Source organism: Mesorhizobium sp. (assembly GCF_004963255.1).
In the GTDB taxonomy this organism is placed as follows: domain Bacteria; phylum Pseudomonadota; class Alphaproteobacteria; order Rhizobiales; family Rhizobiaceae; genus Mesorhizobium.
The window spans coordinates 58,162-79,125 of sequence record NZ_SUGA01000028.1; the positions used below are offsets into that span (position 1 = coordinate 58,162).

Sequence of the window (20,964 nt, forward strand, 5' to 3'; positions counted from 1 at the left end):
GGCACGTAGCCACTGAAAAAGGTTGATATCTACTGGGCGGCGACCGTATTCCTCGATCGCGGTCTGAAGTGTCCACTCAACCAATTTTTCACCTGATTTGGCTGATCCGCCTCGATACTGGCAGGCTATTATGCGCAGCGCGCCGAGGAGTTGCTCGTCGCCGCATGGGCCCGGGAGAAGGTCACTGTCCTTAGAAGGCACTCGCCGACTCCGATGTTCGTAACGGCCGATTGGTTCAAATCAGGCGGTTGCGTTCCGCGAGTTCGCGTGCCCGCCTGAGAGTGCCGTCGGTGTCAGCGATCCTGCGCCTTGCTGCTTCGTCGGTTCTGATGGTCAGTCGAGCTGACAGAATCCTGGATAACTTGGCGACCGCCGCGATCACGGCGGGCGGGGCATCCGGTGTTTTCATGGTTCTCATGGGCCTTGTCCTTTCAAATGAAATGACTGCAGGAGGCAGTCGACATTCGCTCCACATGATCGGCGAGGAGCGTTGAGCGCGACATCGGCCTTGTCGCTCACTCAGGATGCCCAGCCGGCCTCTTCCCGCCGCTTGGCGTCCTGAATGTTCAATTCGCCAGCGATCCTTTCCGCCCGACGCGTCTTGATGCCGATCATCATCTTCTTCTCAAACTCGGCAGGTTGGCCGGTGAAGATGTCGACAACGGTGCAACTGTTCGGCTTGTCCACCCGAACCGTATAACGCTTTGCCATGCTGGCATCCTTCTTGTTTTCGGCCTCGACGGATGCCGACCGGGTCAGGCTTTTATGACGACAAAAACCCAGGCCAGCACAGCGACAATCCAGAGCGCGACACATACCTTCAAGGCGAGTGGCCCATATGAAGGAAGCGCCGCCACGAGCGTCCCCATCATCCCATTCGCGCCAGTGCGCCCCGTCGCGAGAGCGAGCGGCGCTTGGGTGCCAAGCTTGCCGAAAGCGCGAGGCAGTTTTCGCTTGGACGAGACCCCGGATGTGCTCAAAATGCCGGGCTTCACAGTTGGCGCGGCCGTCGGGCGACCAAGCTTCGACGGCAACTTCTTCCTTACGGTGGAACGGATGCGCATATCCTTCTATAGACTGCTTGCCTCGCGATAGATAGGAGAACCGAGATTATTCGCCAGTTCGGAAAAATTATCATCCTCAACAACTTCGAGGTGTGCAAATTATCGCATTGGATGAGGAAATTTTCTGCCGATTTCTTTGAGCTCGGTGTTCGAATTTTATTTAACCAATAAAAATAAAACGCTATCACCGCCTTGCTCGCCGCTCAATTGTGGCGCATATATAAATTCGTTGATTTGGTCGAGGTGGCTTCGTGATAATGAAGCCTCACCATCCGCTTCCGAATTTTCGACAACGAATGCGTGCGCCGATCCCGGCGCGGCATTTAGCTTCGTTCGAACCCTGAAATGACACCGGCGCTGACCACGGATGTACTGGCAGCATTGGATATCGTTTCGGCGGTTCGGCTGCGATCGAAGCGGATGAGCGCATGCGCGCGTTTCCGCGGAAAGCCGCAAGTGACCAGTCGCACCACGCCGACCGTCGTTCGCTTCAATGAGCCGTTTATGCTGCCGGGCTTCGACGCGCCGCAGCCGGCCGGGAAGTACCGCGTCGATCTCGACGAGGAATCTCTCGAAGGGGCTTCGCGAATCGCATGGCGCCGTGTGGCCACGTTCATCCACTTGCCGGCGATCTCCGTGAAGGGGCCTACGCAGCAGATGGTGCAGATCGAACCTGCCTTGCTCGAGGCCGCGCTCGATAAGGACCGGAGACAACCATGATCACGCTCATGCAACGCAACGCACGTCCCATCCGGCACGGAGCCCCGGTACGTCTTTTTGACATCGGGCAGGCGGTTCGGCTGAAGAGCAGTCCCGGAACTGGCCCCAAGAGCGGCGAAATCTACCATGTCACCCGAACCCTCCCGTCGAGGGGAGGCTCGCCGCAATACCGCATCCGCAGCGACGCCGAACCGCATGAGCGGGTGGTGACGGAAGATACGCTGCAACCGGTCGACGAAGTGTCGGACGGCGGCATAATGCTCATCGAAAGGACATTCGGACATGGCCAAGGGACAGAAGCGCTCGAACAGGGAGATCAGGAAGCCGAAGCAGGAAAAGGTTCCGGTGAAGCCTGAGAGTGCGTTCGGCCAAATCAAAGGTGCCGGCGGCACCCACGCCCAAAGCAAGAGCAAGGGCTGACGGCAGGATTTTGTGCGAGACGGACTCATATGAAGGTCGTGATCGAATTCTACCGCACGCGCGTCGCCGACGACGCGCACGCCGTCATCGGTCGCGAGACCGTAGACGCGGCCGACCTCGACGCGGCGATCGAGATCGCGCGACTTCTGGCAAGGACGCTGAACATGCCCCAATGGCCGGATGCCGTCGCCATCGCCGACGCCGAGGGCGCGACGATCTATTCGAGCATCATCGCCGCGCAGGCAGACGAAGGGCCGACATCTTGAAGGCCGAGGGCCCGCGCGCCGATGTCGCTCGCGACGCCTTGGCTCATCCCGGCGAGGAAAATGCAGGCGGCGCGCAGGTATATGGCTTTGGGGACCATCAATATGGCCGTCGCGTCGAAGCCGATCGTTCCTGGACCGTCTATCACGTCTTCACGGGCATTCCAGCGCGTGTGAACGGCGCCTCCATGATCGGGCTCAGCCGTTCGGAAGCCACGAGACACATGCTGTCCCTCAACTTTTGCAGCAGTGAGCGCCGCAGGGAGAGGATCGCCCCGCGGTTCTTCGCTGCGCCCGAGAAACCGGCAGGTCAGTCATGACGCTGGCATTCCCGAACCTCAGCCGAAGCTTCGATCCGGAGCGCAACGGCGTCTACTTCATCGGTCATGACGGCATGTTTCAAATCCGTTTCTTCATTGAGGCCGAGGCTCTGGCAAAAAACGGCATCGCTCTGGGCGGCAAGGCTAACGTGGAGACGGCCTACCTTTCTGCATTCGATGGCTTGCGAATCTCCATCCAGAACGTGGCAGGCAGGGTCTATGCCCGGCACCGCCGCGACTCCTACACCTTGACCGCCGCCGATTTCAGGTAGCGGCATCGGCTTGCGATCAAAGCGGGCGAACAATCAGCCTGCCAGGCTCGTCTTTCCATGCAATCGGGCGTAGGGTGCGGGATGGGTGACAAGAAATTCCGGGTTCCCTTGGTTGTCTATATCGCCGGTCCGGTCGGATTCACTCTGATTGAGTCCGTCGCACAGGCTTCCGATTTCCTGTTTGACCATTGGCCTGGAAACGACAGCCTGGCTTGGACCGACGCTATGAAGCGCTGCGCCGAAGATTATGCTTCCGACGACGCGAGTGCCGCATTCCTCATCGCGCTTGAGGGGGCGGGGATCAGCTACGACCGCACGGTCGAGATTTACTGAGCTTGGCGGGGGACTGCGCGGTTTGAAGCCGCGCTGGCCGGGTAGCGATCAGCCAGCATTCAGCCTGACGGATCCACCAGATAGGGAGAGTTCGAATGGCGATGAAGCCGAACTATCGATACGAGCGGAGTCAACGAGACAAGGCCAAGGCGGCCAAGAAAGAAGCCAAGCTTGCCGGGAAAGCTGCGAAGGAGAAACCATTGTCCATGGAGCAGAAAGAACAGCGAGAGCCCGCTGCTGACGAAAGTTGAGGCATGGAGATGACACAGCGCGAGTCGGACAGCTTCGAAATCGACGTGGAATGTCCCCGTTGCCATCATCAGGCGAAGACGCTCGTCGGTTGGATTCGTACTCACACCCAGATTGAATGCGCGAACTGCGGCGACATCATTGACATTGAGAGCAAGAACTTCAGGTGGCATGAACAGCGCTAAGGAAAAGACCATGATGCCGCCAGAGCCGCGCTCGCCACGCCTTGCCGTTCTCATCGATGCGGACAACGCCTCGGCCAAGATCGCCGATGGGCTGTTCGAGGAGATCGCCAAGATCGGCGAAGCCAGCGTGCGTCGCATCTATGGCGATTTTTCCAGCTCACGCTCGAAAGCGTGGGCCGACGTCCTTTCGAAGCACGCAATCATACCTCAGCAGCAGTTCGCCTACACGACAGGCAAGAACGCCTCGGACATCACGCTCGTCATCGATGCGATGGATCTGCTGCACAGCGGCCGGTTCGACGGTTTCTGCCTGGTTTCCTCCGACAGCGATTTTACCCGGCTCGCGGCCCGCATTCGCGAGCAGGGCATCGACGTATTCGGCTTCGGCGAGCAGAAGACGCCTGAGAGTTTCCGCCAGGCATGCCGGCGATTCGTCTATACCGAGAACCTGCTGGCTTCCGCGCCAGCAAACGAGCCTGAAGCCGTATCGACTGTGAAGCCACTGCAGCCGCCTTCGGCGGCCGTGCCGATCATCCGCAAAACCATCGCGCAGATGGAAAGCGAGGATGGCTGGGTTCCGCTCGGTGCGGTCGGAACGCGGCTTGCCAATCTGGCTTCCGACTTCGATCCCCGCACCTTCGGCTTTCGCAAGCTGAGCGATCTTGTCCGCAAGACGAACGCATTCGAGATCGAACGACCCGAAGGCGGAACGCTGCGCATCAGAATAAAACCAGAGGCCGCGGGAGGGCGAAAGCGCCAGAAGTGATCGCTACGGGGCCAGTATACCGGCGTCTTTTCTGAAGAGACAATTCCCATGAAAGCCATCGTTGCTACGGACTGGACTGCGGGAACGGCCGGCATGACATCCAAGCCAGGCGGTCCGGTGACGGCCCAATCAAGACTTTGGGCGCCTCGGCTAGCTCCTGGCGCCAGGCGGTCTTTTGCGCCCGCACCGTTGCGCGTCATTCAACTGGTCACAATGTGGATGTGGCTTGCCCGGCTTACCCCGGAAACTCCAGCCCCATCTCGCGGTAGCGCTCGGGGTCGTCGCCCCAGTTCTCGCGCACCTTCACGAACAGGAACAGGTGCACCTTCTGTTCGAGGATCTCGGCGATCTCCATCCGCGCCGCCTGGCCGATGGCGCGGATCGTCTCGCCCTTGTGGCCGAGCACGATCTTCTTCTGGCTGTCGCGCTCGACATAGATGACCTGCTCGATGCGCACCGAGCCGTCCTTCTTCTCTTCCCATTTCTCGGTCTCGATATGCGAGGAATAGGGAAGCTCCTGGTGCAGCCTGAGATAAAGCTTTTCGCGGGTGATCTCGGCCGCGAGCTGGCGCATCGGCAGGTCGGAGATCTGATCTTCTGGATAATACCAGGGGCCGGCAGGCAACGTCTCGGCAAGATAGTCGAGCAGGTCCTTGCAGCCGGAGCCGGTGAGCGCGGAAACCATGAAGGTGCGCTTGAACGGCACGCGCTCGTTCGCGGCCGCGGCCAGCGCGAGCAGCGTCTCGGGCTTGACCCGGTCGACCTTGTTGAGGACGAGCAGCATCGGCTGGCGGACGTCCTTCAGCCGGTCGAGGATGGCATCGGCATCGCCCTTGATGCCGCGCTCGGCGTCGATCAGAAGCACCACGACATCGGCATCCTTGGCGCCGCCCCAGGCGGTGGTCACCATCGCGGTGTCCAGCCGCCGCTTCGGCTTGAAGATGCCGGGCGTATCGACGAACACGATCTGCGCGTTGTCATGCGTGGCGATGCCGCGCACTATAGCGCGGGTGGTCTGCACCTTATGCGTGACGATCGACACCTTGGCACCGACCAGCTGGTTGACCAGTGTCGACTTGCCGGCATTGGGCGCGCCGATCAGCGCGACGAAGCCGGAGCGCGTCGCGGGAACTTCAGGGGTTTCATTTTCTGTCATGCCGCGCTCCATACGCCTTCGCGCAGCAAAAGAGTAGCCGCGGCGGCCTGCTCGGCCTCACGTTTGGAGCGGCCGCTGCCGGTCGCCGGAGCAAATGAGCCGACCTTGACGCTGACGGTGAACAGCGGGTCGTGGTCCGGCCCCTCGCGGCCGTCGACCCGGTAGGCTGGCACGGCGCCGGCGGCGGCCTGGTGCGCCCACTCCTGCAACTCGGTCTTGGCGTCGCGCCGCGCAGCGCCGATCGCTTGCGAGCGCGGCTGCCAATAGCGGTGGATGAACGCGCGGGCAGCCTCGAGGCCACCATCCAGGTAAAGCACGGCAATCAGCGATTCCAGCGCATCGGCGCGCAGATTGGTGCGTTTGCGCCCGTCGAGATTGCGCACATCGGAGCCGGCGCGGATCAGCTCGGGCAGGCCGATCTCCTCGGCGATGTCGGAGAGCGCCTCGGCGTTGACCAGCGCGTTGAGACGCAGCGACAGCTCGCCCTCGGCTGCATCGGGAAAGGCCGCGAGCAGCATGTCGGCGACGACAAGGCCGAGAACGCGGTCGCCCAGGAACTCGAAGCGTTCGTAGTCGACGCCGGCATGGGTCGAGCGCGCGCTGGCATGGGTCAGCGCGCGCTGCAGACGCTGGCGATCGGTGAAGGCATGGCCGGTGCGCGGGGCAAGCGCCTCGGCGAGGGCATCGGCGGTCAAACGCTTGCTGGCCGCCATCGCTCTAGTGGACGAAATGGAACAGGCGATCGGCACGCATCAGCGACGGCCACTTCCAGATCTCGAGCGGGCTCGCCTTGCCGGCGATCGAGAAGAAGATGAGGTTGGCGCGGCCGACCAGGTTTTCGGCAGGAACAAAGCCGACGGTGAAGCGGCTGTCGGAGGAATTATCGCGGTTATCACCCATCATGAAGTAGTGGCCGGCCGGCACGGTCCATTCACGGGTGTTGTCGCCGATCGAATTCGGCGTCAGGTCGAGCGTGTCGTAGCTGACACCGTTCGGCAGCGTCTCGCGATAGACATCGACGGGCTGAGGCACTTCGGTGATGTCGGGATTTTCGATCTGGCCGGTCTTCACGCGCGGCACGCCGACGTCGTTGATGAAGAGCTGGCCGTCCTTCATCTGGATCTTGTCGCCGGGCAGGCCGACGACACGCTTGATGTAGTCGACCGATGGATCCGGCGGGAACTTGAACACCACCACGTCGCCGCGCTTGGGCTCCGAGCCCCAGATGCGGCCGGAAAAGATATCGGGACCGAAGGGCAGCGAATAGCGCGAATAGCCATAGGCCCATTTGGTGACGAAGAGATAGTCGCCTTCGAGCAGCGTCGGCCGCATCGAGCCGGACGGGATGGAGAAAGGCTGGAACAGCAGCGTGCGGATGACGAGCGCGAGCAGCAGAGCCTGGATGATGACGGAAAAGGTTTCCCCGAGCCCGCCGGATTTCTTCTGCGATTTTTCAGCCACGCTCATGTCGTCCTCGATTGTGCGATGTTGGTATAGAGTCTCGGCGCGCGCTGAGCAACGTCATGCCGCTCGTGGTCAGATGGAATCAATGTGGCGCTTGTTCGGCGGGCACCGCCTCGATAATCACAAAGGCTTGAGCAAGCGGGAAATCATCGGTGATGGTGAGATGGATCAGCGCCCGATGGCCCTTCGGCAGTATCTTCTCCAGCCTGGCGGCGGCGCCGCCGGTCAGCGCCATGGTCGGCGCTCCGCTCGGCAGGTTGATCACGCCCATGTCGCGCCAGAACACGCCCTCGGCCATGCCCGTGCCCAGCGCCTTGGCGCAGGCCTCCTTGGCGGCGAAGCGCTTGGCGTAGGAAGCCGCGCGGGCGGCCCGCTTTTCCGACTTGGCCTGCTCGACCTCGGTGTAGATGCGCTGGACGAAGCGCTGGCCGTGCCGCTCCAGCGATTTCTCGATGCGTCTGATGTCGATGAGGTCGCTGCCGATGCCGATGATCATTCCGCCGGCACTTCCCGTCCGCCCTGCCGCGCTTTCTTCTCGGCACGCTCGGCCATGCGCTTCCTGCGCTGTTCGCGGAACATGGTCATGCCCCAGCGCGTGACGCCGTAGAACACGAGCCCGAAGACCAGGCCGAGCGGCACCGCGCCGATCAGCATCGGCTCCAGAACGGGATGCCAGAGCTTGTCGAAGGAGAGCTTGTGCATCATTTCGCCGAGATGCTCGGGCGGCCCATGCTTCGGCAGGCGCTCATGCAGGAGCAGCTTGCCGGTTTCCCAGGATGCGCCCCATAGCAGCGGGGAGGTCAGCGGATTGCCGAAAAACACGGCGCCGAGGGCTGCCGCGACCAGATTGCCGGCGATCACCCAGCAAAGCACGGCGGCAACGACGAAATGGACACCCAGCGGGAAGAAGGAGGCAAACACGCCCGCCGCGACGCCGGCGGCGACCGAATGCGGCGTCGCCTTCAGCCGCAGGATGCGCTTGGAAAAATACTGCACGGAACGCGAGAACGAGCGGCGCGGCCAAAGGTAAGTACGCACCCGCTCCAGGAGGCCATCAGGCTCTCGGCGTCGAAAAAGCACTCTGTTCCAGTTCCCGGTCCTACACGCGCTGCCCCTGCCCACCGGGACGCGCCACACATCTTGCGCTTCGAGGGCGCAGAAAGGCAACAAACTTTGATATAGCGACGGCAGTGCCGCGAAACAACGAAAACGCCGCCGCGATGGTCTGCCACAGCCTGTAACAAGACCCTTATTCTGGCGAAACTGAGGAAAACAACAGGATACCAGCCGATGATCACCATTCGACCGGCGCGGGCCGAGGATGCCGAGGCCTTGCCGCAGATCGAGCAATCCGCCGGACTGGCCTTCCGCGCCATACCCGAACTGGCATGGCTCGCCGATGGCGACAACATCAGCGCGGAGCGGCACCGGACGCTGATCGCAGGCGGCGCATGTTGGGTTGCCGCCGACGAGGAGGGTCGGCCCGTCGGCTTCCTGAGCGCCGGGGTCGAGGGCGATGCGCTGCATATCTGGGAGCTGGACGTGCGCCTCGACCGGCAGGGCCAGGGCATCGGCCGCGCATTGCTCGAACAAGCGGTCGCGGACGCCAGGCTGCGCGGCCTGGTCGCGGTGACGCTGACCACGTTTCGCGCCGTCGCCTGGAACGCCCCCTTCTATCGCAAGTTCGGATTTCGCATCCTGGAAGGCGCCGAGATCGACGGACGGCTGACCGGCCTGCTCGGCGACGAGGCCGAGCACGGCATGCCTTCCGACCAGCGCTGCGCCATGCGGCTCGATCTCAGGTGAGTGGGTACTCGCTGACCTCGACCAGATTGTCGTCCAGATCGCGGAAATAGACCGACATCATCGGGCCGCGCGCGCCGATGCGTTCGACCGGACCGACTTCGATCGCCACGCCATTGGCTTGCAAGCTGGCCTGGACCTCGGCAAGCGGCACCGCCGCCACGAGGCAGAAATCGCCGGAACCCGGCGTCGGCGCCTTTGCCTTCGGCTCGAAAGTACGGCCGACCTCATGCAGGTTGATCTTCTGCGAGCCGAACAGAAGCGCCGTAGGCCGGTTCAGTTCGTCCAGTCGCCGCATGCCGAGCACGCGCTGATAGAAATCGCAGGTCGCCTCCACCGAGCGAACCGTCAGCACGAAATGGTCGATGCCGGCGATCATTGTAGAGGCCTCAGATGTTGCGGCTTCCTGGCTTAACCGCCGGAATGGCGGCGAGATCCGGCGGCAGGCGGTCGGCGGGATAGGCCGGCACCTCATATTCGGCAAGCGCGATCAGCGGCACGCCGACATCGGTCTTGCCGGCCGAGCGGTCGATGATGCAGGCGGCCGCGACGACCTCGGCGCCGATCCCGCGGAGGCAGTCGATGGTCTCGCGGATCGACAGGCCGGTGGTGACGATGTCCTCGACGATGACGACGCGCGAGCCCTTGGCGATCTCGAAGCGGCGCAGCCTGAACTCGCCCCCTTCCCGCTCGACCCAGATGGCCGGCGCGCCGAGGTGGCGCGAGGTTTCATAGGCAGGGATCAGGCCGCCGATGGCCGGACCGACGACATAGTCTATCCTGCCGGGCACGCTTTCGCGGATTTTTGCGGCCAACGCCTTGCACAGGCGTTCGGTCTTGTCGGCATACATGAAGACACGGGCCTTCTGCAGGAAGACCGGGCTGCGCAGGCCGGACGTCAGGATGAAATGACCTTCCAGAACGGCGCCGGCCTCGCGGAAAATGCCCAGCACTTCGTCAGTGTTCATTTTGTTCCCCCTTTGGCGAGTGGTGAATGGTGAATGGTGAATGGTGAATGGTAGTGAGAGCACCTTCTATTCACTATTCACCCATTGACGCGCCGTGCGTCGCTGACGCTCGAATTGTCCTTGAGCTGCGACAGCAGCCGGTTGAGGTGCTTCAGGTCCCAGACTTCGAGATCGATCAGCATCTCGGTGAAATCGGGCGCCGTGCGTATCATGGACAGCGTGTGGATGTTGGCGTCGTTGGATGCCACCACCTGGGCGATGTCGGCCAACGAACCAGGCGCGTTGATGGCGGTGACCGAGATGCGCGCCGGGAAACGCTCCTTGGTGCGCTCGTCGATGTCCCAGCGCACGTCGATCCAGCGCTCGGGCTGGTCGTCGAAGGCCTGCAGCGCCGGCGACTGGATCGGGTAGATGGTGATGCCGGTTCCCGGCTGGATGATGCCAACGATGCGGTCGCCGGGCACGGCGCCTTCCGGGGCGAAGCGCACAGGCAGGTCGCCGCGCACGCCGCGGATCGGCACCGCGCCGTCGCGCGGCTGGTCCTTGCCCTTGCGCGCGGCGCGCGTGCCGGGCATCTGGAACAGCATGCCGGCGGCGTTGCGGATCTTCGACCAGCCCTCCTCGCGCTGCTTGGGCGCCGCGACGGTGACGCGCTCGTCCTTATAGTCGGGGAAGACCGCCTTCATGACGTCGGTTGAGCTCAGCTCGCCGCGGCCGACGGAGGCCAGCACGTCCTCGATATCCTTGCGCGCCAGCCGATGCAGAACCGGCTTCAGGCTCTCCTTGGTGAAGGTCTTGCCGGCGCGCTCGAAGGCACGTTCCAGGATGCGGGCGCCGAGGCCGGAATATTGCTTGCGGATCGCGTTCTTGGTGGCGCGGCGGATAGCGGCGCGCGCCTTGCCGGTGACCACGACCGATTCCCAGGCGGCCGGCGGCACCTGCGCCTTGGAGCGGATGATCTCGACCTCGTCGCCATTCTTCAATTCCGTCATCAGCGGCATGATGCGGCCATTGACCTTGGCGCCGACGCAGGTGTCGCCGACATCGGTGTGGACGGCATAGGCGAAGTCGATCGGTGTCGCGCCGCGCGGCAGCGCGATCAGCATGCCCTTGGGCGTGAAGCAGAAGACCTGGTCCTGGAACAGCTCCAGCTTGGTGTTCTCGAGGAAGTCCTCCGGATTGTCGCCTTCGGCCAGCTGCTCGATGGTGCGCCTGAGCCAGGCATAGGCGTTGGTTTCCTTGGAGATCGCATGGCCGGCGCCGTTCATCTTGCCGCCGGTGTCCTTGTAGATCGAATGGGCAGCGACGCCGTATTCGGCGATCTTGTTCATCTCCTTGGTGCGGATCTGCAATTCGACGCGTTGGCGCGACGGGCCGACGATGGTGGTGTGGATCGAGCGGTAGTCGTTCTGCTTCGGCGTCGAGATGTAGTCCTTGAAGCGGCCGGGCACCATCGACCAGGTGGTGTGGATGGCGCCAAGCGCGCGGTAGCAGTCGTCGACGGAGTCAACCACGACACGGAAGCCGAAAATGTCGGAGAGCTGCTCGAAGGAGAGCGCCTTGGCTTCCATCTTGCGGAACACCGACCATGGCTTCTTCTGCCGGCTCTTCACGCTCGCCTTGATGGCGTGTTTCTCAAACAGGCCGGACAGCGCCGTCTCGATCTCCTGCAGGACGCCCTTGTTGCGCTCGAAAATCTCGGCAAGCCTCGCGGTGACGGCGCGATAGGCTTCCGGATTGATGTAGCGGAAGGCGATCTCCTCCAGCTCCTCGCGCATGCCCTGCATGCCCATGCGGCCGGCGAGCGGCGCATAGATGTCCATCGTCTCCTCGGCGATGCGCAGTCGCTTGGACTCGGGCATATGGTCGAGCGTGCGCATGTTGTGCAGGCGGTCGGCGAGCTTGACCAGGAGGACACGAATATCCTCCGAGATCGCGAGCAGGAGCTTGCGCAGGTTCTCCGCCTGCTCGGCCTTCTTGGACACGAGGTCGAGCTTTTTCAGCTTGGTGAGCCCTTCGACCAGCTTGCCCATTTCGGGGCCGAATAGCTCGTCGATCTCGGCCCTGGTCGCGGTGGTGTCCTCGATCGTGTCATGCAGCAGGGCAACGGCGATGGTCGCCTCGTCCATATGCATCTCGGTCAGGATGGCGGCGACTTCGAGGGGATGCGAGAAATAGGGATCGCCCGAGGCGCGCTTCTGGTGGCCATGCTTCTGCATGGCGTAGACATAGGCCTTGTTGAGCAGCGCCTCGTTGACGTCAGGCTTGTAGCGCTGGACGCGCTCGACAAGCTCATACTGACGCATCATGGGCGGGATCTCGCGGTGCTGAAATGATTGATGCGCCGCACCAAGGTGCGACGCATCCCATAGATAGCCACGAAACTTACGAGACGGAAGTGCCGGATGCTTGATCCAGGCAAGTTCCCGGAATGCTTAATAGTCGTCGCTCTTTTCCGGCGGCACCAGACCTTCGATGCCGGCGAGTAGGTCTTCCTCGCTCATGCGGTCGAAAGCGATGTTCTCCTCGGCGTCGTCGGCGTCGGCTGCGACAGCGGTCGCGCCGGTCTGGTCGGTGATCACCTCGCCCTCGGCCTCCGGCTCGTCGACCTCGACATGCTTCTGCAGCGAGTGGATCAGGTCTTCCTTGAGGTCGTCGGGCGACAGCGTCTCGTCGGCGATCTCGCGCAGCGCGATGACCGGGTTCTTGTCATTGTCGCGCGGAACGGTGATCTGCGCGCCCTGGCTGATCTGGCGGGCGCGGTGGCCGGCGAGCAGCACGAGTTCAAAACGGTTGTCGACCTTGTCGATGCAATCTTCAACGGTTACGCGGGCCATGGACTGCCCCTTTCATGCGATGGATTTGATGGAAAGCTGGCGCGCTCCATAACGCGGGCGCGGCCGAAATACAAGCTTTATGGCGCCAGCACCAACTTAGCCGACCCAGTTCAGCATCTGAGCGCGCCATGGTGCGCTCTACATAGTCGCGATCACAATTGCTTGCAATGCGAGGCCTGCCCTTGGATATCCACAAATTGCGCGTTATCTCGGATGTGACGGTACCGAGGTCCATTTGTCGGGCCTATTCGTCGAACGCTTTTAAGACGACAGAATTTTTTGAAAGGGATGTTTTTCAATGTTCGATCCCCGTGAAAAGATCGCTCTTTTCATCGACGGCGCCAATCTCTACGCCACCTCACGCGCGCTGGGTTTCGACATCGACTACCGCAAGCTCCTGTCGAACTTCCAGAAGCGCGGCTATCTGCTGCGCGCCTATTATTACACCGCGCTGGTCGAGGATCAGGAATATTCGTCGATCAGGCCGCTGATCGACTGGCTCGACTATAACGGCTTCAAGGTGGTGACCAAGCCCGCCAAGGAATTCACCGACTCGACCGGCCGCCGCAAGATCAAGGGCAACATGGACATCGAGCTGACCGTCGATGCGCTGGAGCTCGCCGATGTCGTCGACCACTATGTGATCTTCTCCGGCGACGGCGACTTCCGCACGCTGGTCGAGGCGCTGCAGCGACGCGGCCGCAAAGTGTCCATCATCTCGACCATGGCCTCGCAGCCGCCGATGATCTCAGACGATCTGCGCCGCCAGGCTGACCATTTCATCGACCTGATGACGCTGAAAAGCGAGGTCGGCCGCGACCCGTCCGAGCGGCCGGCGCGCCGGCCGGAACCCGCCGAAGTCGACGAGGACGATTATTGACGGGCGGCGGCCTTGAGCGCCGCAACCTCCCCCGAACCCAACCGTGACTGCCCGCTCTGCCCGCGGCTGCATGATTTCATCGCAGCCTGGCGCGAACGCGAGCCAGGCTGGTTCAACGCGCCGGTGCCGACTTTCCTGCCGCCCGAGGGTGAAGCGTCGGTCCGCCTGCTGATCGTCGGGCTGGCGCCTGGCCTGCGCGGCGCCAACCGGACGGGGCGCCCCTTCACCGGCGACTATGCCGGCGACCTGCTCTACGGCACGATGATCGCGCAGGGCCTGGCGCGCGGCGAGTTCAAGGCGCGGCCGGATGACGGGCTGGAGTTGGTCGGCACGGCCATCACCAATGCAGTACGCTGCGTGCCGCCGGAGAACAAGCCGGTGGGCGCCGAGATCGCCACCTGCCGGACCTTTTTGAAACCCACCATCGCGCGCTTCCCCAACCTGCGCGCCATACTGACGCTGGGTTCGATCGCCCACCAGTCGACGGTGCGGGCGCTGGGCGAGCGCGTCGCGGCCTTTCCGTTCCGCCACGGCGGAAGGCAGGAGGCCGGCGGCATCGCGCTGTTCTCCAGCTATCACTGCTCGCGCTACAACACCAATACAGGCGTGCTGACGGAGGAGATGTTCGTCAACGTGTTCAGCGAGATCGCGGCGTTCCTGAAGGGCTAAATTCAAGCGCCTTCCTGTCGCCTCGACGCCCACTCACACCGGCAGCAGCGCATCCGGCTTCACGTCGCCGATCGAGGCGTAAGTGTGCGTCTCCTTCACGCCGGGCAGCGGCAGGATGACCCGGGTCAGGAAATCCTGATAGGCGGCCATCTCCGCGATGCGCGCCTTCACCAGATAGTCGAAGCCGCCGACAACCATATGGCATTCCAGCACCTCTGGCGCCTTGGTCACTGCCTCGGCAAACCGCTCAAAAATATGGGGCGCTGTATGGTCGAGACGCACCTCGATGAAGACGAGCGTGCCACGCCCGATCTTGGTCGGATTGAGCACGGCCCTGACCGCGGTGATGTAGCCTTCGCGAAACAGCCGCTTTACGCGTAGGCTGGTCCCGGTCGGCGACAGGCCGACACGCGCCGCCAGATCAAGTGTGGTGCGACGTCCATCCTCCTGCAGCAACCGCAGGAGATTGCGGTCGACCGCATCAAGGTCGCTTGCTTCAGCATTCACGCCAAATCTGCCTCTGGCCTGCGAGTTTCACTCTGATTTCGAGAAAAGAGCATATTTTGCCACAGGCTTTTCGGCAATAGCCTGCGCTTCCATCGCGTTCTGCGGAGATAATCTTCGGTGGCGATGTCACGACGGCGGCGGAACATGGCGGACACACGAGACTCGAGAAACTCCAGGCTGGCGCTCATCGCCGGCCTGACCATGATCGGCATCTATGCCATCCAATTCGTCGCCGCCCGCTTCAGCCTCAGGGAGCATCTGACGGCGACGGACCTGGCCGCCTTGCGCTTTGGCGGCGCCGGCGTGATCTTTCTGCCGATCGTCTGGCGCGGCGGCTTCGCAAGGATGAGGGCGCTTGGCTGGCGACGGGCCCCGGCATTGGCGGCGCTGGCCGGATTGCCGTATCCGCTGATCATCAATTGGGGCCTGACCTATGCCCCTGCCGCTCACGCGGCGGCGCTTTGTCCAGCGTCGATCGTCTTCTTTTCGTTCCTGTTGTCGCGCGTCTTCTTCGGTGACGGCACTTCGCGGCAACGGACCATCGGCGTCCTCGCGATCATCGCGGGCCTGTTCCTGTTCCTCGCGCCGGCGCGCGAGGGAACAGGCAGCGTTCTCTTCGGCGACATGCTTTTCATCGGATCGGGGCTGATGTTTTCGGCCTATGCCGTTCTTGTCAGGCGCTGGCATGCCGATCCCGTCACGGCGACGGCCGCGGTGGTGCTGCTGTCGTGCCTGCCGCTGCCGGTTCTCTATGTCTTTGCGCCAAGCCAAATCCATGCAGCGGCCGTCGGGGAAATCATCAGTCAGATCGTGATCCAGGGGATTCTGGCCGGCGCGGCGGCCATGTTCCTCTATACCTACATCGTCCGGCAATTGGGGCCGCAGACGGCATCGCTGTTCCTGCCCGGCATACCGATCGCCACGGTGGTTGTCGGCATGGCGGTGCTCGGCGAAACGCCGATGACGATCCAGGTCGCAGCCATAGCCATCATGGCCGCCGGGATGGGCTTGTCAGCGATCGGAGGACGTATTGCCAGCAGACGTCTCAGTGAACCGGCGCCGGGCCGGTCGTGAATGTTTCAGCGGCGCGGGCACTCAAGGCGTCGGCGCGAACAGTTCGGCCAACGTCTCGCGGCTGCCCTTCAGCACGTTGAGATCAACGTCGCCTTCGATACCGTCGACGCGGCCCATATTGTGATACTGCCAATAGATCCAGTCGTTTTCGCGCGGCCTCATCGCCAGCGAACGCAGCCAGCGCCGGCGCGCGATGATGGTCGCGGAATAGGCGTCGGCAGCCTCGTCGGTCAGGTAGAAGATCGCCTGCTTGCCGAACGCCGTCTCGACCGGGCCGAGGAAAGCGGCAAGCTCGGTGTTCAACTGCTCAGGCGACGGCCGCTGCGGGCAGTTGCCGCCGAACTCGATGTCGACCACCGGCGGCAAAAGCGGTTCGCTGCGTGGCACCACGGCAATGAAATTCTTCGCCTGGTCGGCCCCCGGCCGGCAGAAGGTGAAGAAGTGATAGGCGCCGACCGCGAGGCCGGCCGCACGGGCTTCGCGTAGATTCGTGGCGAACAGGGTGTCGGCATGGGTGCCGCCTTCGGTCGCCTTGATGATAGCGAAGGCGACATCGTCGGCCGCGACGCGCCGCCAGTCGATCTTGCCCTGATGATGCGAGACGTCGATGCCCCGGATCGGAAACTCGGCGCGATCCGGTGAAAAGCCACGGAACCAGAAATAGGCGCCGGCCGCGACGGCACAGGCGACAACCACGCCGGCAACGCTCCAGAAAACGATCCGCTTCCCCAAAAATGGCCCCCTGTCGGAAGGTGCGTTGGCGCCGGAACAGAGGAGTGCCCGGTGGCTTTTTTCAGGCGCGTTTGTGCAGGCAACAATGAAAAGCCTAGCCGCGCTCCTTGAGCAGCCGGCCCTTCTCGCGCGACCAGTCGCGCTGCTTTTCGGTCTCGCGCTTATCGTGGAGTTTCTTGCCGCGGGCGATCGCCAAGAGCAGCTTGGCGCGGCCGCGGTCGTTGAAATAGATCTTCAGCGGCACCAGCGTCATGCCCTCGCGCTCGACGCTTTGCGACAGCTTGGCCATCTCGCGCTTCGACACCAGCAATTTGCGGCGCCGGCGCGGCTCGTGGTTGAAGCGATTGGCCTGCAGATATTCCGGCAGATAGGAATTGATCAGCCAGATCTCGCCGCCCTCGGCGGAGGCATAAGATTCCTGGATGTTGGCTTGGCCCTGGCGCAGCGACTTGACCTCGGTGCCGGTCAGCACCAGGCCGGTCTCGATCGTGTCGAGCACCTCGTAGGAAAAGCGCGCCTTGCGGTTTTCGGCGACCGTCCTGTTGTTGGGATCGGCTTTCTTGACTTGATTCATGACGTCCAGAGTCCGTTTCGAAACTCGCTCCTGCGAGTCAGGTGAAGGCGCCACCGAAAACCGGAGCGGAGCGTACATATAGTACGTGAGCATCGGAAGCGCAGGTGGCGCCTTCAGATGGCCGCAGGAGTAGAGTTTCCAAGCGGGCTCGCTAATTGATCAAGCCGGCGTGCTTCATCGCCTGGTCGATCTTTTCGGCCGTCGAGGCCTCGATCGTCACCAGCGGCGAGCGCACCACGTTTTCGACCTTGCCAAGCTTCGACAGCGCATATTTGGCGCCGCACAGGCCGGGTTCGATGAAGATCGCCTTATGCAGCGGCAAGAGCCGGTCCTGGAGCTCGAGCGCCCTGGCACTGTCGCCGGAGAGTGTCGCTTCCTGGAATTCGGCGCAGAGCCGCGGCGCGACATTCGACGTCACCGAAATGCAGCCGACGCCGCCATGGGCGTTGAAGCCGAGCGCGGAGGCATCCTCGCCGGAGAGCTGGATGAAGTCCTTGCCGCAGGTCATGCGCTGCTCGGAGACGCGCTCGACCTTGCCTGTCGCATCCTTGACGCCGACGATGTTCTTGAAGTCGTGCGCCAGCCTGCCCATCGTCTCCGGCGTCATGTCGATCACCGAGCGCGGCGGGATGTTGTAGATGATGATCGGCAGCCTGGTCGCCTTGGCGACGGCGGCGAAATGCGCGTAAAGGCCGCGCTGCGTGGGCTTGTTGTAGTAAGGCGTGACGACAAGGGCGGCGTCGGCGCCGGCCTGTTCGGCATACTTCACAAGGCCGACCGCTTCCTCGGTGTTGTTGGAGCCGGCGCCGGCCACGACCGGCACCCTGCCCTTGGCCACCTCGATGGCGACCTTCACGACCTGGCGGTGCTCCTCGTGCGAGAGCGTCGGCGACTCGCCTGTGGTTCCCACCGGAACGAGACCCGTGGTGCCCTCGGAGATCTGCCATTCGATGAAAGCGCGAAAGGCTTTCTCGTCAAAACGCCCGCTCTTTTCGAACGGTGTGACGAGCGCGGTCAGCGAGCCTCTCAGCATGTCTTCCAAACTCCTTGGAACTCTCGGGAACGTATCAGGTTTGTCGGTCGGGTTACTTGCGCGCCTTCTAACCGAAAGCGAAGCCGCGCACCATAGTCTCGACATGGTTCAGCGGCAAGCATCGGCGTAGTGCCAGTGTCGTGGTTTTCGATGTTCGCCAGACGTCGATATCAGGCTCGGAGCGAACATAGAAAACCACGACACTGGATTCGACAGTTGGCTGGTGTTCTTGCGATTCTGAAATTCGCGCCGAGCCCGATATCAAGGTCATGAGAATTTCAGAATCGGGACACCAGCAAGCGCAATTCGAACGGCCTCGATAACCTTTTGTTTACGAGCCCTTCACGACCTAAGTCTAGGCTTCGCATCGGGTTCTCTAGTGCCCGCGCCTGCTGACGATGTGCTAGGATTGCAACCATGCCGACGAGGCGGCCTCATCTCTTCGCGCTTTTGGGCGCGATTGTCGCGCTGACACCTACCATGGCGATCGGCGGCAGCGTCGACGCGCGCGCGACGGCTTCTATTCCCATGCCCGATGCGCCGCAGACGCCTGGCCCCACCGCCCCATTCTCCGACATCGCGCAACTGAAGAGCGGCCTCGACGCGCTTGCCGCCAACAACATTGCCGCAGCCCGCAATGCGCGCGACACGCTGCCCGCCACTTCGCTCGACCGGCACATACTGGCCTGGGCGATCGCGCTCTATGGCGGCGACCAGGTGCCGAGCGGCGAGATTGCCGACGCCGCCAAGATGCTGCCCGGGTGGCCGGGCACGATCGCGCTGCGCAAGAACAGCGAACGTGCGCTCTATCGCGAAAATCCGCCGCCGCAAGTGGTCGTTCAGGCTTTCGGCAGTAGCCAGCCGCTGACGCCCGAGGGTGTGATCATCCTTGCCCGCTCGCAGGTTGCGCTTGGCAATCAGGCCGCGGCGCGCGCGGTGCTGGTGCCGTTCTGGCGCACCGAGAAACTGGAAGCCAAGGATGAGAACGCCATCATCAAGGAGTTCGGCGCGCTTATCCCGGCGGCCGACCATCGCTACCGCATGGAGCGGATGTTCTATGCCGACCGGCCGTCCTCGGCCCTGCGCGTGGCCGGCCTCGCCGGCGCGCAGCCGCTGGCGGATGCCTGGGCCGCGGCCGACAAGGGCGACAAGAACGCCGCGAAACTCTTGAAGGCGGTGCCGGCGGCGCAGCGCTCGGCCGGCTATTTCTTCGCCGAGGCGGAATATCTGCGCAAACAGCAGAAATTCGCCGATGCCGCTGCTGTCGTGATGAAGGCGCCGACGGATCGCGATTCGCTGGTCGACCCCGATGCCTGGTGGGTGGAACGGCGTGTGCTCTCGCGCGAGCTAGTCGACCAGGGCGACATGAAAACCGCCTACAGAATCGCCTCCATGCATGCGGCCGAAAGCCCGGCCAATGCCGCCGAGGCCGAATTTCACGCCGGCTGGTACGCGCTGCGCGGTCTCAACGATCCGGCGACCGCCGCCACCCACTTCAAGCGCATCACCGAGCTCGCCCAGGGACCGGTGTCGCTGTCGCGCGCCTATTACTGGCTCGGCCGCGCAGCGGAAGTCGGCGGTCCGGGCAGCGCCAAGGATTATTTTACGCGCGCGGCCAGCTACGGCACGACCTTCTATGGCCAGCTCGCCGGCGAGCGCGTGGGGTTGAGGACACTCAACATCGCCTATCCGAAACCGAGCGCGGCCGACCGCCAGAGCTTTGACGGGCGCGAGGCGGTGAGAGCGGTCAAGCGGCTGCAGGAAGCGGGCTATGACCGCTATGCCGAGACGCTCTATCGCGACCTTGCCGGACAGCTGACCAGCCCGGGCGAGCTGGCGCTGCTTGCGGTGCTGGCGGAAAAGCAGGGCAACCACTTCATGGCGCTGAAGGTCGGCAAGATCGCCGCCCAGCGCGGCATCGATGTCGGCGCGCTGTCGCATCCGCTGGGTGTCATTCCCGATACGGCCAATATCTCCGGATCCGGCAAGGCGCTTGCCTACGCCATTGCCCGCCAGGAAAGCGAGTTCAATGTCGGCGCCGTTTCCAGCGCTGGCGCGCGCGGCCTGCTGCAGTTGATGCCCGGCACGGCCAAGCAGCTGGCGAAGAAGGCCGGCATGAGTTTCTCGCAGGCGCGGCTGACGAGCGATGCCGGCTACAACGCGACGCTGGGCTCGGCTTTCCTCGGCGAGCAGCTCGACCGCTTCGGCGGCTCCTATGTGCTGACCTTCGCCGGCTACAATGCCGGCCCCAACCGCGCCGCCCAGTGGGTGGCGAAATACGGCGATCCTCGCGGCAAGGACGTGGACGCGGTGGTCGATTGGATAGAGCGGATTCCTTACACGGAAACAAGAAGTTACGTGCAGCGCGTGATGGAGAACTACGAGGTCTACAAGATGCGTATTTCGGGCAAATACGACATCGTGGGGGACCTTGTGAACGGGCGGAGCTGAGTGCGCTCTTTTCCTTCTCCCCTTGTTGTGGGAGAAGGTGGCCGAGCGAAGCTCGGTCGGATGAGGGGTGCTCCAGCTTGGCGACACGTTCGAAATCGCCGCAGCCTCATTCCTTCCAGCACCCCTCATCCGTCTCGGCGCTGCGCGCCGATCCACCTTCTCCCACAAGGAGGGCTTTGCACGGAACTGAGTTGGTGATTCGGTAGGTCCGGAATGAAGGGGAG

Annotated in this window: 28 protein-coding genes; 12 read left to right on the plus strand and 16 right to left on the minus strand. The window is 63.0% G+C overall.

The genetic code is table 11. From position 1 onward, the window contains the following. Positions 1-235 precede the first annotated feature (235 nt). Positions 236-418 (minus strand): hypothetical protein, encoded by a 183-nt coding sequence (locus tag E5X34_RS24050; RefSeq protein WP_292078410.1) that lies wholly within the window; start codon positions 416-418, stop codon positions 236-238. 101 nt (positions 419-519) lie between these two features. Next, the gene (locus E5X34_RS24055; RefSeq protein ID WP_292569834.1) at positions 520-711 is read right to left on the minus strand and encodes a hypothetical protein; all 192 of its coding nucleotides are present in this window, start codon (positions 709-711) and stop codon (positions 520-522) included. An 809-nt stretch (positions 712-1,520) separates the two neighbouring features. Between E5X34_RS24055 and E5X34_RS24060 the strand changes: the two genes are divergently transcribed. The 6 genes from E5X34_RS24060 to E5X34_RS24085 all read left to right on the plus strand — a co-directional run bounded on the left by E5X34_RS24060 (position 1,521) and on the right by E5X34_RS24085 (position 3,392). Then, positions 1,521-1,784, plus strand: coding sequence for a hypothetical protein (locus E5X34_RS24060; RefSeq protein ID WP_292569907.1), 264 nt, complete (start codon positions 1,521-1,523; stop codon positions 1,782-1,784). After that, a complete protein-coding gene (locus tag E5X34_RS24065) occupies positions 1,781-2,140 on the plus strand; it encodes a hypothetical protein (RefSeq protein ID WP_292569837.1) in 360 nt (119 codons plus the stop codon). Before E5X34_RS24060 ends, E5X34_RS24065 begins: the two co-directional genes overlap by 4 nt. A gap of 93 nt (positions 2,141-2,233) precedes the next feature. Beyond that, on the plus strand, positions 2,234-2,470 hold the full coding sequence (locus E5X34_RS24070) for a hypothetical protein (RefSeq protein ID WP_292569841.1): 237 nt from the start codon (positions 2,234-2,236) through the stop codon (positions 2,468-2,470). After that, positions 2,467-2,787: a hypothetical protein gene (locus tag E5X34_RS24075; protein ID WP_292569844.1), complete on the plus strand. Its 321-nt coding sequence runs from the start codon at positions 2,467-2,469 to the stop codon at positions 2,785-2,787. Before E5X34_RS24070 ends, E5X34_RS24075 begins: the two co-directional genes overlap by 4 nt. Then, positions 2,784-3,059 carry a DUF1488 domain-containing protein gene (locus tag E5X34_RS24080; RefSeq protein WP_292569847.1) on the plus strand — a complete coding sequence of 92 codons (276 nt, stop codon included), beginning with the start codon at positions 2,784-2,786 and terminating at the stop codon, positions 3,057-3,059. The genes E5X34_RS24075 and E5X34_RS24080 overlap by 4 nt, the downstream gene beginning before the upstream one ends. 81 nt (positions 3,060-3,140) lie before the next feature. Continuing rightward, positions 3,141-3,392, plus strand: coding sequence for a DUF982 domain-containing protein (locus E5X34_RS24085; RefSeq protein WP_292569850.1), 252 nt, complete (start codon positions 3,141-3,143; stop codon positions 3,390-3,392). A gap of 59 nt (positions 3,393-3,451) precedes the next feature. Here E5X34_RS24085 and E5X34_RS24090 read toward each other — a convergent pair whose 3' ends face one another. Further along, positions 3,452-3,838 carry a hypothetical protein gene (locus E5X34_RS24090; protein WP_292569853.1) on the minus strand — a complete coding sequence of 129 codons (387 nt, stop codon included), beginning with the start codon at positions 3,836-3,838 and terminating at the stop codon, positions 3,452-3,454. 1 nt (position 3,839) lies between these two features. Here E5X34_RS24090 and E5X34_RS24095 point away from each other — a divergent pair, with 1 nt between their 5' ends. Beyond that, positions 3,840-4,592 (plus strand): NYN domain-containing protein, encoded by a 753-nt coding sequence (locus E5X34_RS24095; RefSeq protein WP_292509649.1) that lies wholly within the window; start codon positions 3,840-3,842, stop codon positions 4,590-4,592. 235 nt (positions 4,593-4,827) lie between these two features. On the opposite strand, the gene era is transcribed toward E5X34_RS24095, so the two are convergent. The 5 genes from era to E5X34_RS24120 form a co-directional block, all read right to left on the minus strand. Next, the gene (gene era / locus E5X34_RS24100) at positions 4,828-5,760 is read right to left on the minus strand and encodes a GTPase Era (protein ID WP_292569855.1); all 933 of its coding nucleotides are present in this window, start codon (positions 5,758-5,760) and stop codon (positions 4,828-4,830) included. Further along, positions 5,745-6,461, minus strand: coding sequence for a ribonuclease III (gene rnc, locus E5X34_RS24105; protein WP_292569858.1), 717 nt, complete (start codon positions 6,459-6,461; stop codon positions 5,745-5,747). The genes era and rnc overlap by 16 nt, the downstream gene beginning before the upstream one ends. Positions 6,462-6,465: 4 nt before the next feature. Further along, positions 6,466-7,215, minus strand: a complete 750-nt coding sequence (gene lepB, locus E5X34_RS24110) for a signal peptidase I (RefSeq protein WP_292569862.1) — start codon at positions 7,213-7,215, stop codon at positions 6,466-6,468. Between the two features lie 79 nt (positions 7,216-7,294). After that, entirely contained in the window at positions 7,295-7,708 is a 414-nt protein-coding gene (gene acpS, locus E5X34_RS24115) for a holo-ACP synthase (RefSeq protein ID WP_112125717.1), read from the minus strand. Next, positions 7,705-8,292 carry a DUF2062 domain-containing protein gene (locus E5X34_RS24120; RefSeq protein ID WP_292569864.1) on the minus strand — a complete coding sequence of 196 codons (588 nt, stop codon included), beginning with the start codon at positions 8,290-8,292 and terminating at the stop codon, positions 7,705-7,707. Before E5X34_RS24120 ends, acpS begins: the two co-directional genes overlap by 4 nt. A gap of 210 nt (positions 8,293-8,502) precedes the next feature. Here E5X34_RS24120 and E5X34_RS24125 point away from each other — a divergent pair, with 210 nt between their 5' ends. Continuing rightward, the gene (locus E5X34_RS24125) at positions 8,503-9,018 is read left to right on the plus strand and encodes a GNAT family N-acetyltransferase (RefSeq protein WP_292569867.1); all 516 of its coding nucleotides are present in this window, start codon (positions 8,503-8,505) and stop codon (positions 9,016-9,018) included. On the opposite strand, the gene E5X34_RS24130 is transcribed toward E5X34_RS24125, so the two are convergent. The 4 genes from E5X34_RS24130 to rpoZ all read right to left on the minus strand — a co-directional run bounded on the left by E5X34_RS24130 (position 9,011) and on the right by rpoZ (position 12,820). After that, positions 9,011-9,394: a VOC family protein gene (locus tag E5X34_RS24130; protein ID WP_292569870.1), complete on the minus strand. Its 384-nt coding sequence runs from the start codon at positions 9,392-9,394 to the stop codon at positions 9,011-9,013. The genes E5X34_RS24125 and E5X34_RS24130 overlap by 8 nt on opposite strands. Before the next feature lie 10 nt (positions 9,395-9,404). Continuing rightward, a complete protein-coding gene (gene pyrE / locus E5X34_RS24135) occupies positions 9,405-9,983 on the minus strand; it encodes an orotate phosphoribosyltransferase (protein ID WP_292569872.1) in 579 nt (192 codons plus the stop codon). Positions 9,984-10,060: 77 nt separating this feature from the next. Next, on the minus strand, positions 10,061-12,292 hold the full coding sequence (locus tag E5X34_RS24140) for a bifunctional (p)ppGpp synthetase/guanosine-3',5'-bis(diphosphate) 3'-pyrophosphohydrolase (RefSeq protein WP_128257608.1): 2,232 nt from the start codon (positions 12,290-12,292) through the stop codon (positions 10,061-10,063). 126 nt (positions 12,293-12,418) lie between these two features. Next, positions 12,419-12,820 (minus strand): DNA-directed RNA polymerase subunit omega, encoded by a 402-nt coding sequence (gene rpoZ / locus E5X34_RS24145; protein WP_292569875.1) that lies wholly within the window; start codon positions 12,818-12,820, stop codon positions 12,419-12,421. 298 nt (positions 12,821-13,118) lie between these two features. Between rpoZ and E5X34_RS24150 the strand changes: the two genes are divergently transcribed. After that, entirely contained in the window at positions 13,119-13,700 is a 582-nt protein-coding gene (locus E5X34_RS24150; RefSeq protein WP_292569878.1) for an NYN domain-containing protein, read from the plus strand. A 12-nt stretch (positions 13,701-13,712) separates the two neighbouring features. Next, positions 13,713-14,369, plus strand: coding sequence for a uracil-DNA glycosylase (locus E5X34_RS24155; RefSeq protein ID WP_292569881.1), 657 nt, complete (start codon positions 13,713-13,715; stop codon positions 14,367-14,369). 33 nt (positions 14,370-14,402) lie between these two features. On the opposite strand, the gene E5X34_RS24160 is transcribed toward E5X34_RS24155, so the two are convergent. After that, complete coding sequence (locus E5X34_RS24160) at positions 14,403-14,876, minus strand: Lrp/AsnC ligand binding domain-containing protein (RefSeq protein WP_292569884.1); 474 nt, start codon at positions 14,874-14,876, stop codon at positions 14,403-14,405. A gap of 144 nt (positions 14,877-15,020) precedes the next feature. On the opposite strand from E5X34_RS24160, the gene E5X34_RS24165 reads away from it, so the two are divergent. Beyond that, positions 15,021-15,950, plus strand: coding sequence for a DMT family transporter (locus E5X34_RS24165; protein ID WP_292569887.1), 930 nt, complete (start codon positions 15,021-15,023; stop codon positions 15,948-15,950). A gap of 21 nt (positions 15,951-15,971) precedes the next feature. Here E5X34_RS24165 and E5X34_RS24170 read toward each other — a convergent pair whose 3' ends face one another. The 3 genes from E5X34_RS24170 to dapA form a co-directional block, all read right to left on the minus strand. Continuing rightward, positions 15,972-16,682, minus strand: a complete 711-nt coding sequence (locus E5X34_RS24170; RefSeq protein WP_292569889.1) for a GH25 family lysozyme — start codon at positions 16,680-16,682, stop codon at positions 15,972-15,974. Positions 16,683-16,776: 94 nt separating this feature from the next. Beyond that, positions 16,777-17,256, minus strand: coding sequence for an SsrA-binding protein SmpB (gene smpB / locus E5X34_RS24175; RefSeq protein WP_041002108.1), 480 nt, complete (start codon positions 17,254-17,256; stop codon positions 16,777-16,779). Positions 17,257-17,407: 151 nt separating this feature from the next. Next, a complete protein-coding gene (gene dapA, locus E5X34_RS24180) occupies positions 17,408-18,289 on the minus strand; it encodes a 4-hydroxy-tetrahydrodipicolinate synthase (protein WP_292569891.1) in 882 nt (293 codons plus the stop codon). Between the two features lie 417 nt (positions 18,290-18,706). Here dapA and E5X34_RS24185 point away from each other — a divergent pair, with 417 nt between their 5' ends. Further along, the gene (locus E5X34_RS24185) at positions 18,707-20,740 is read left to right on the plus strand and encodes a lytic transglycosylase domain-containing protein (protein WP_292569893.1); all 2,034 of its coding nucleotides are present in this window, start codon (positions 18,707-18,709) and stop codon (positions 20,738-20,740) included. The last annotated feature ends 224 nt before the right edge of the window (positions 20,741-20,964 follow it).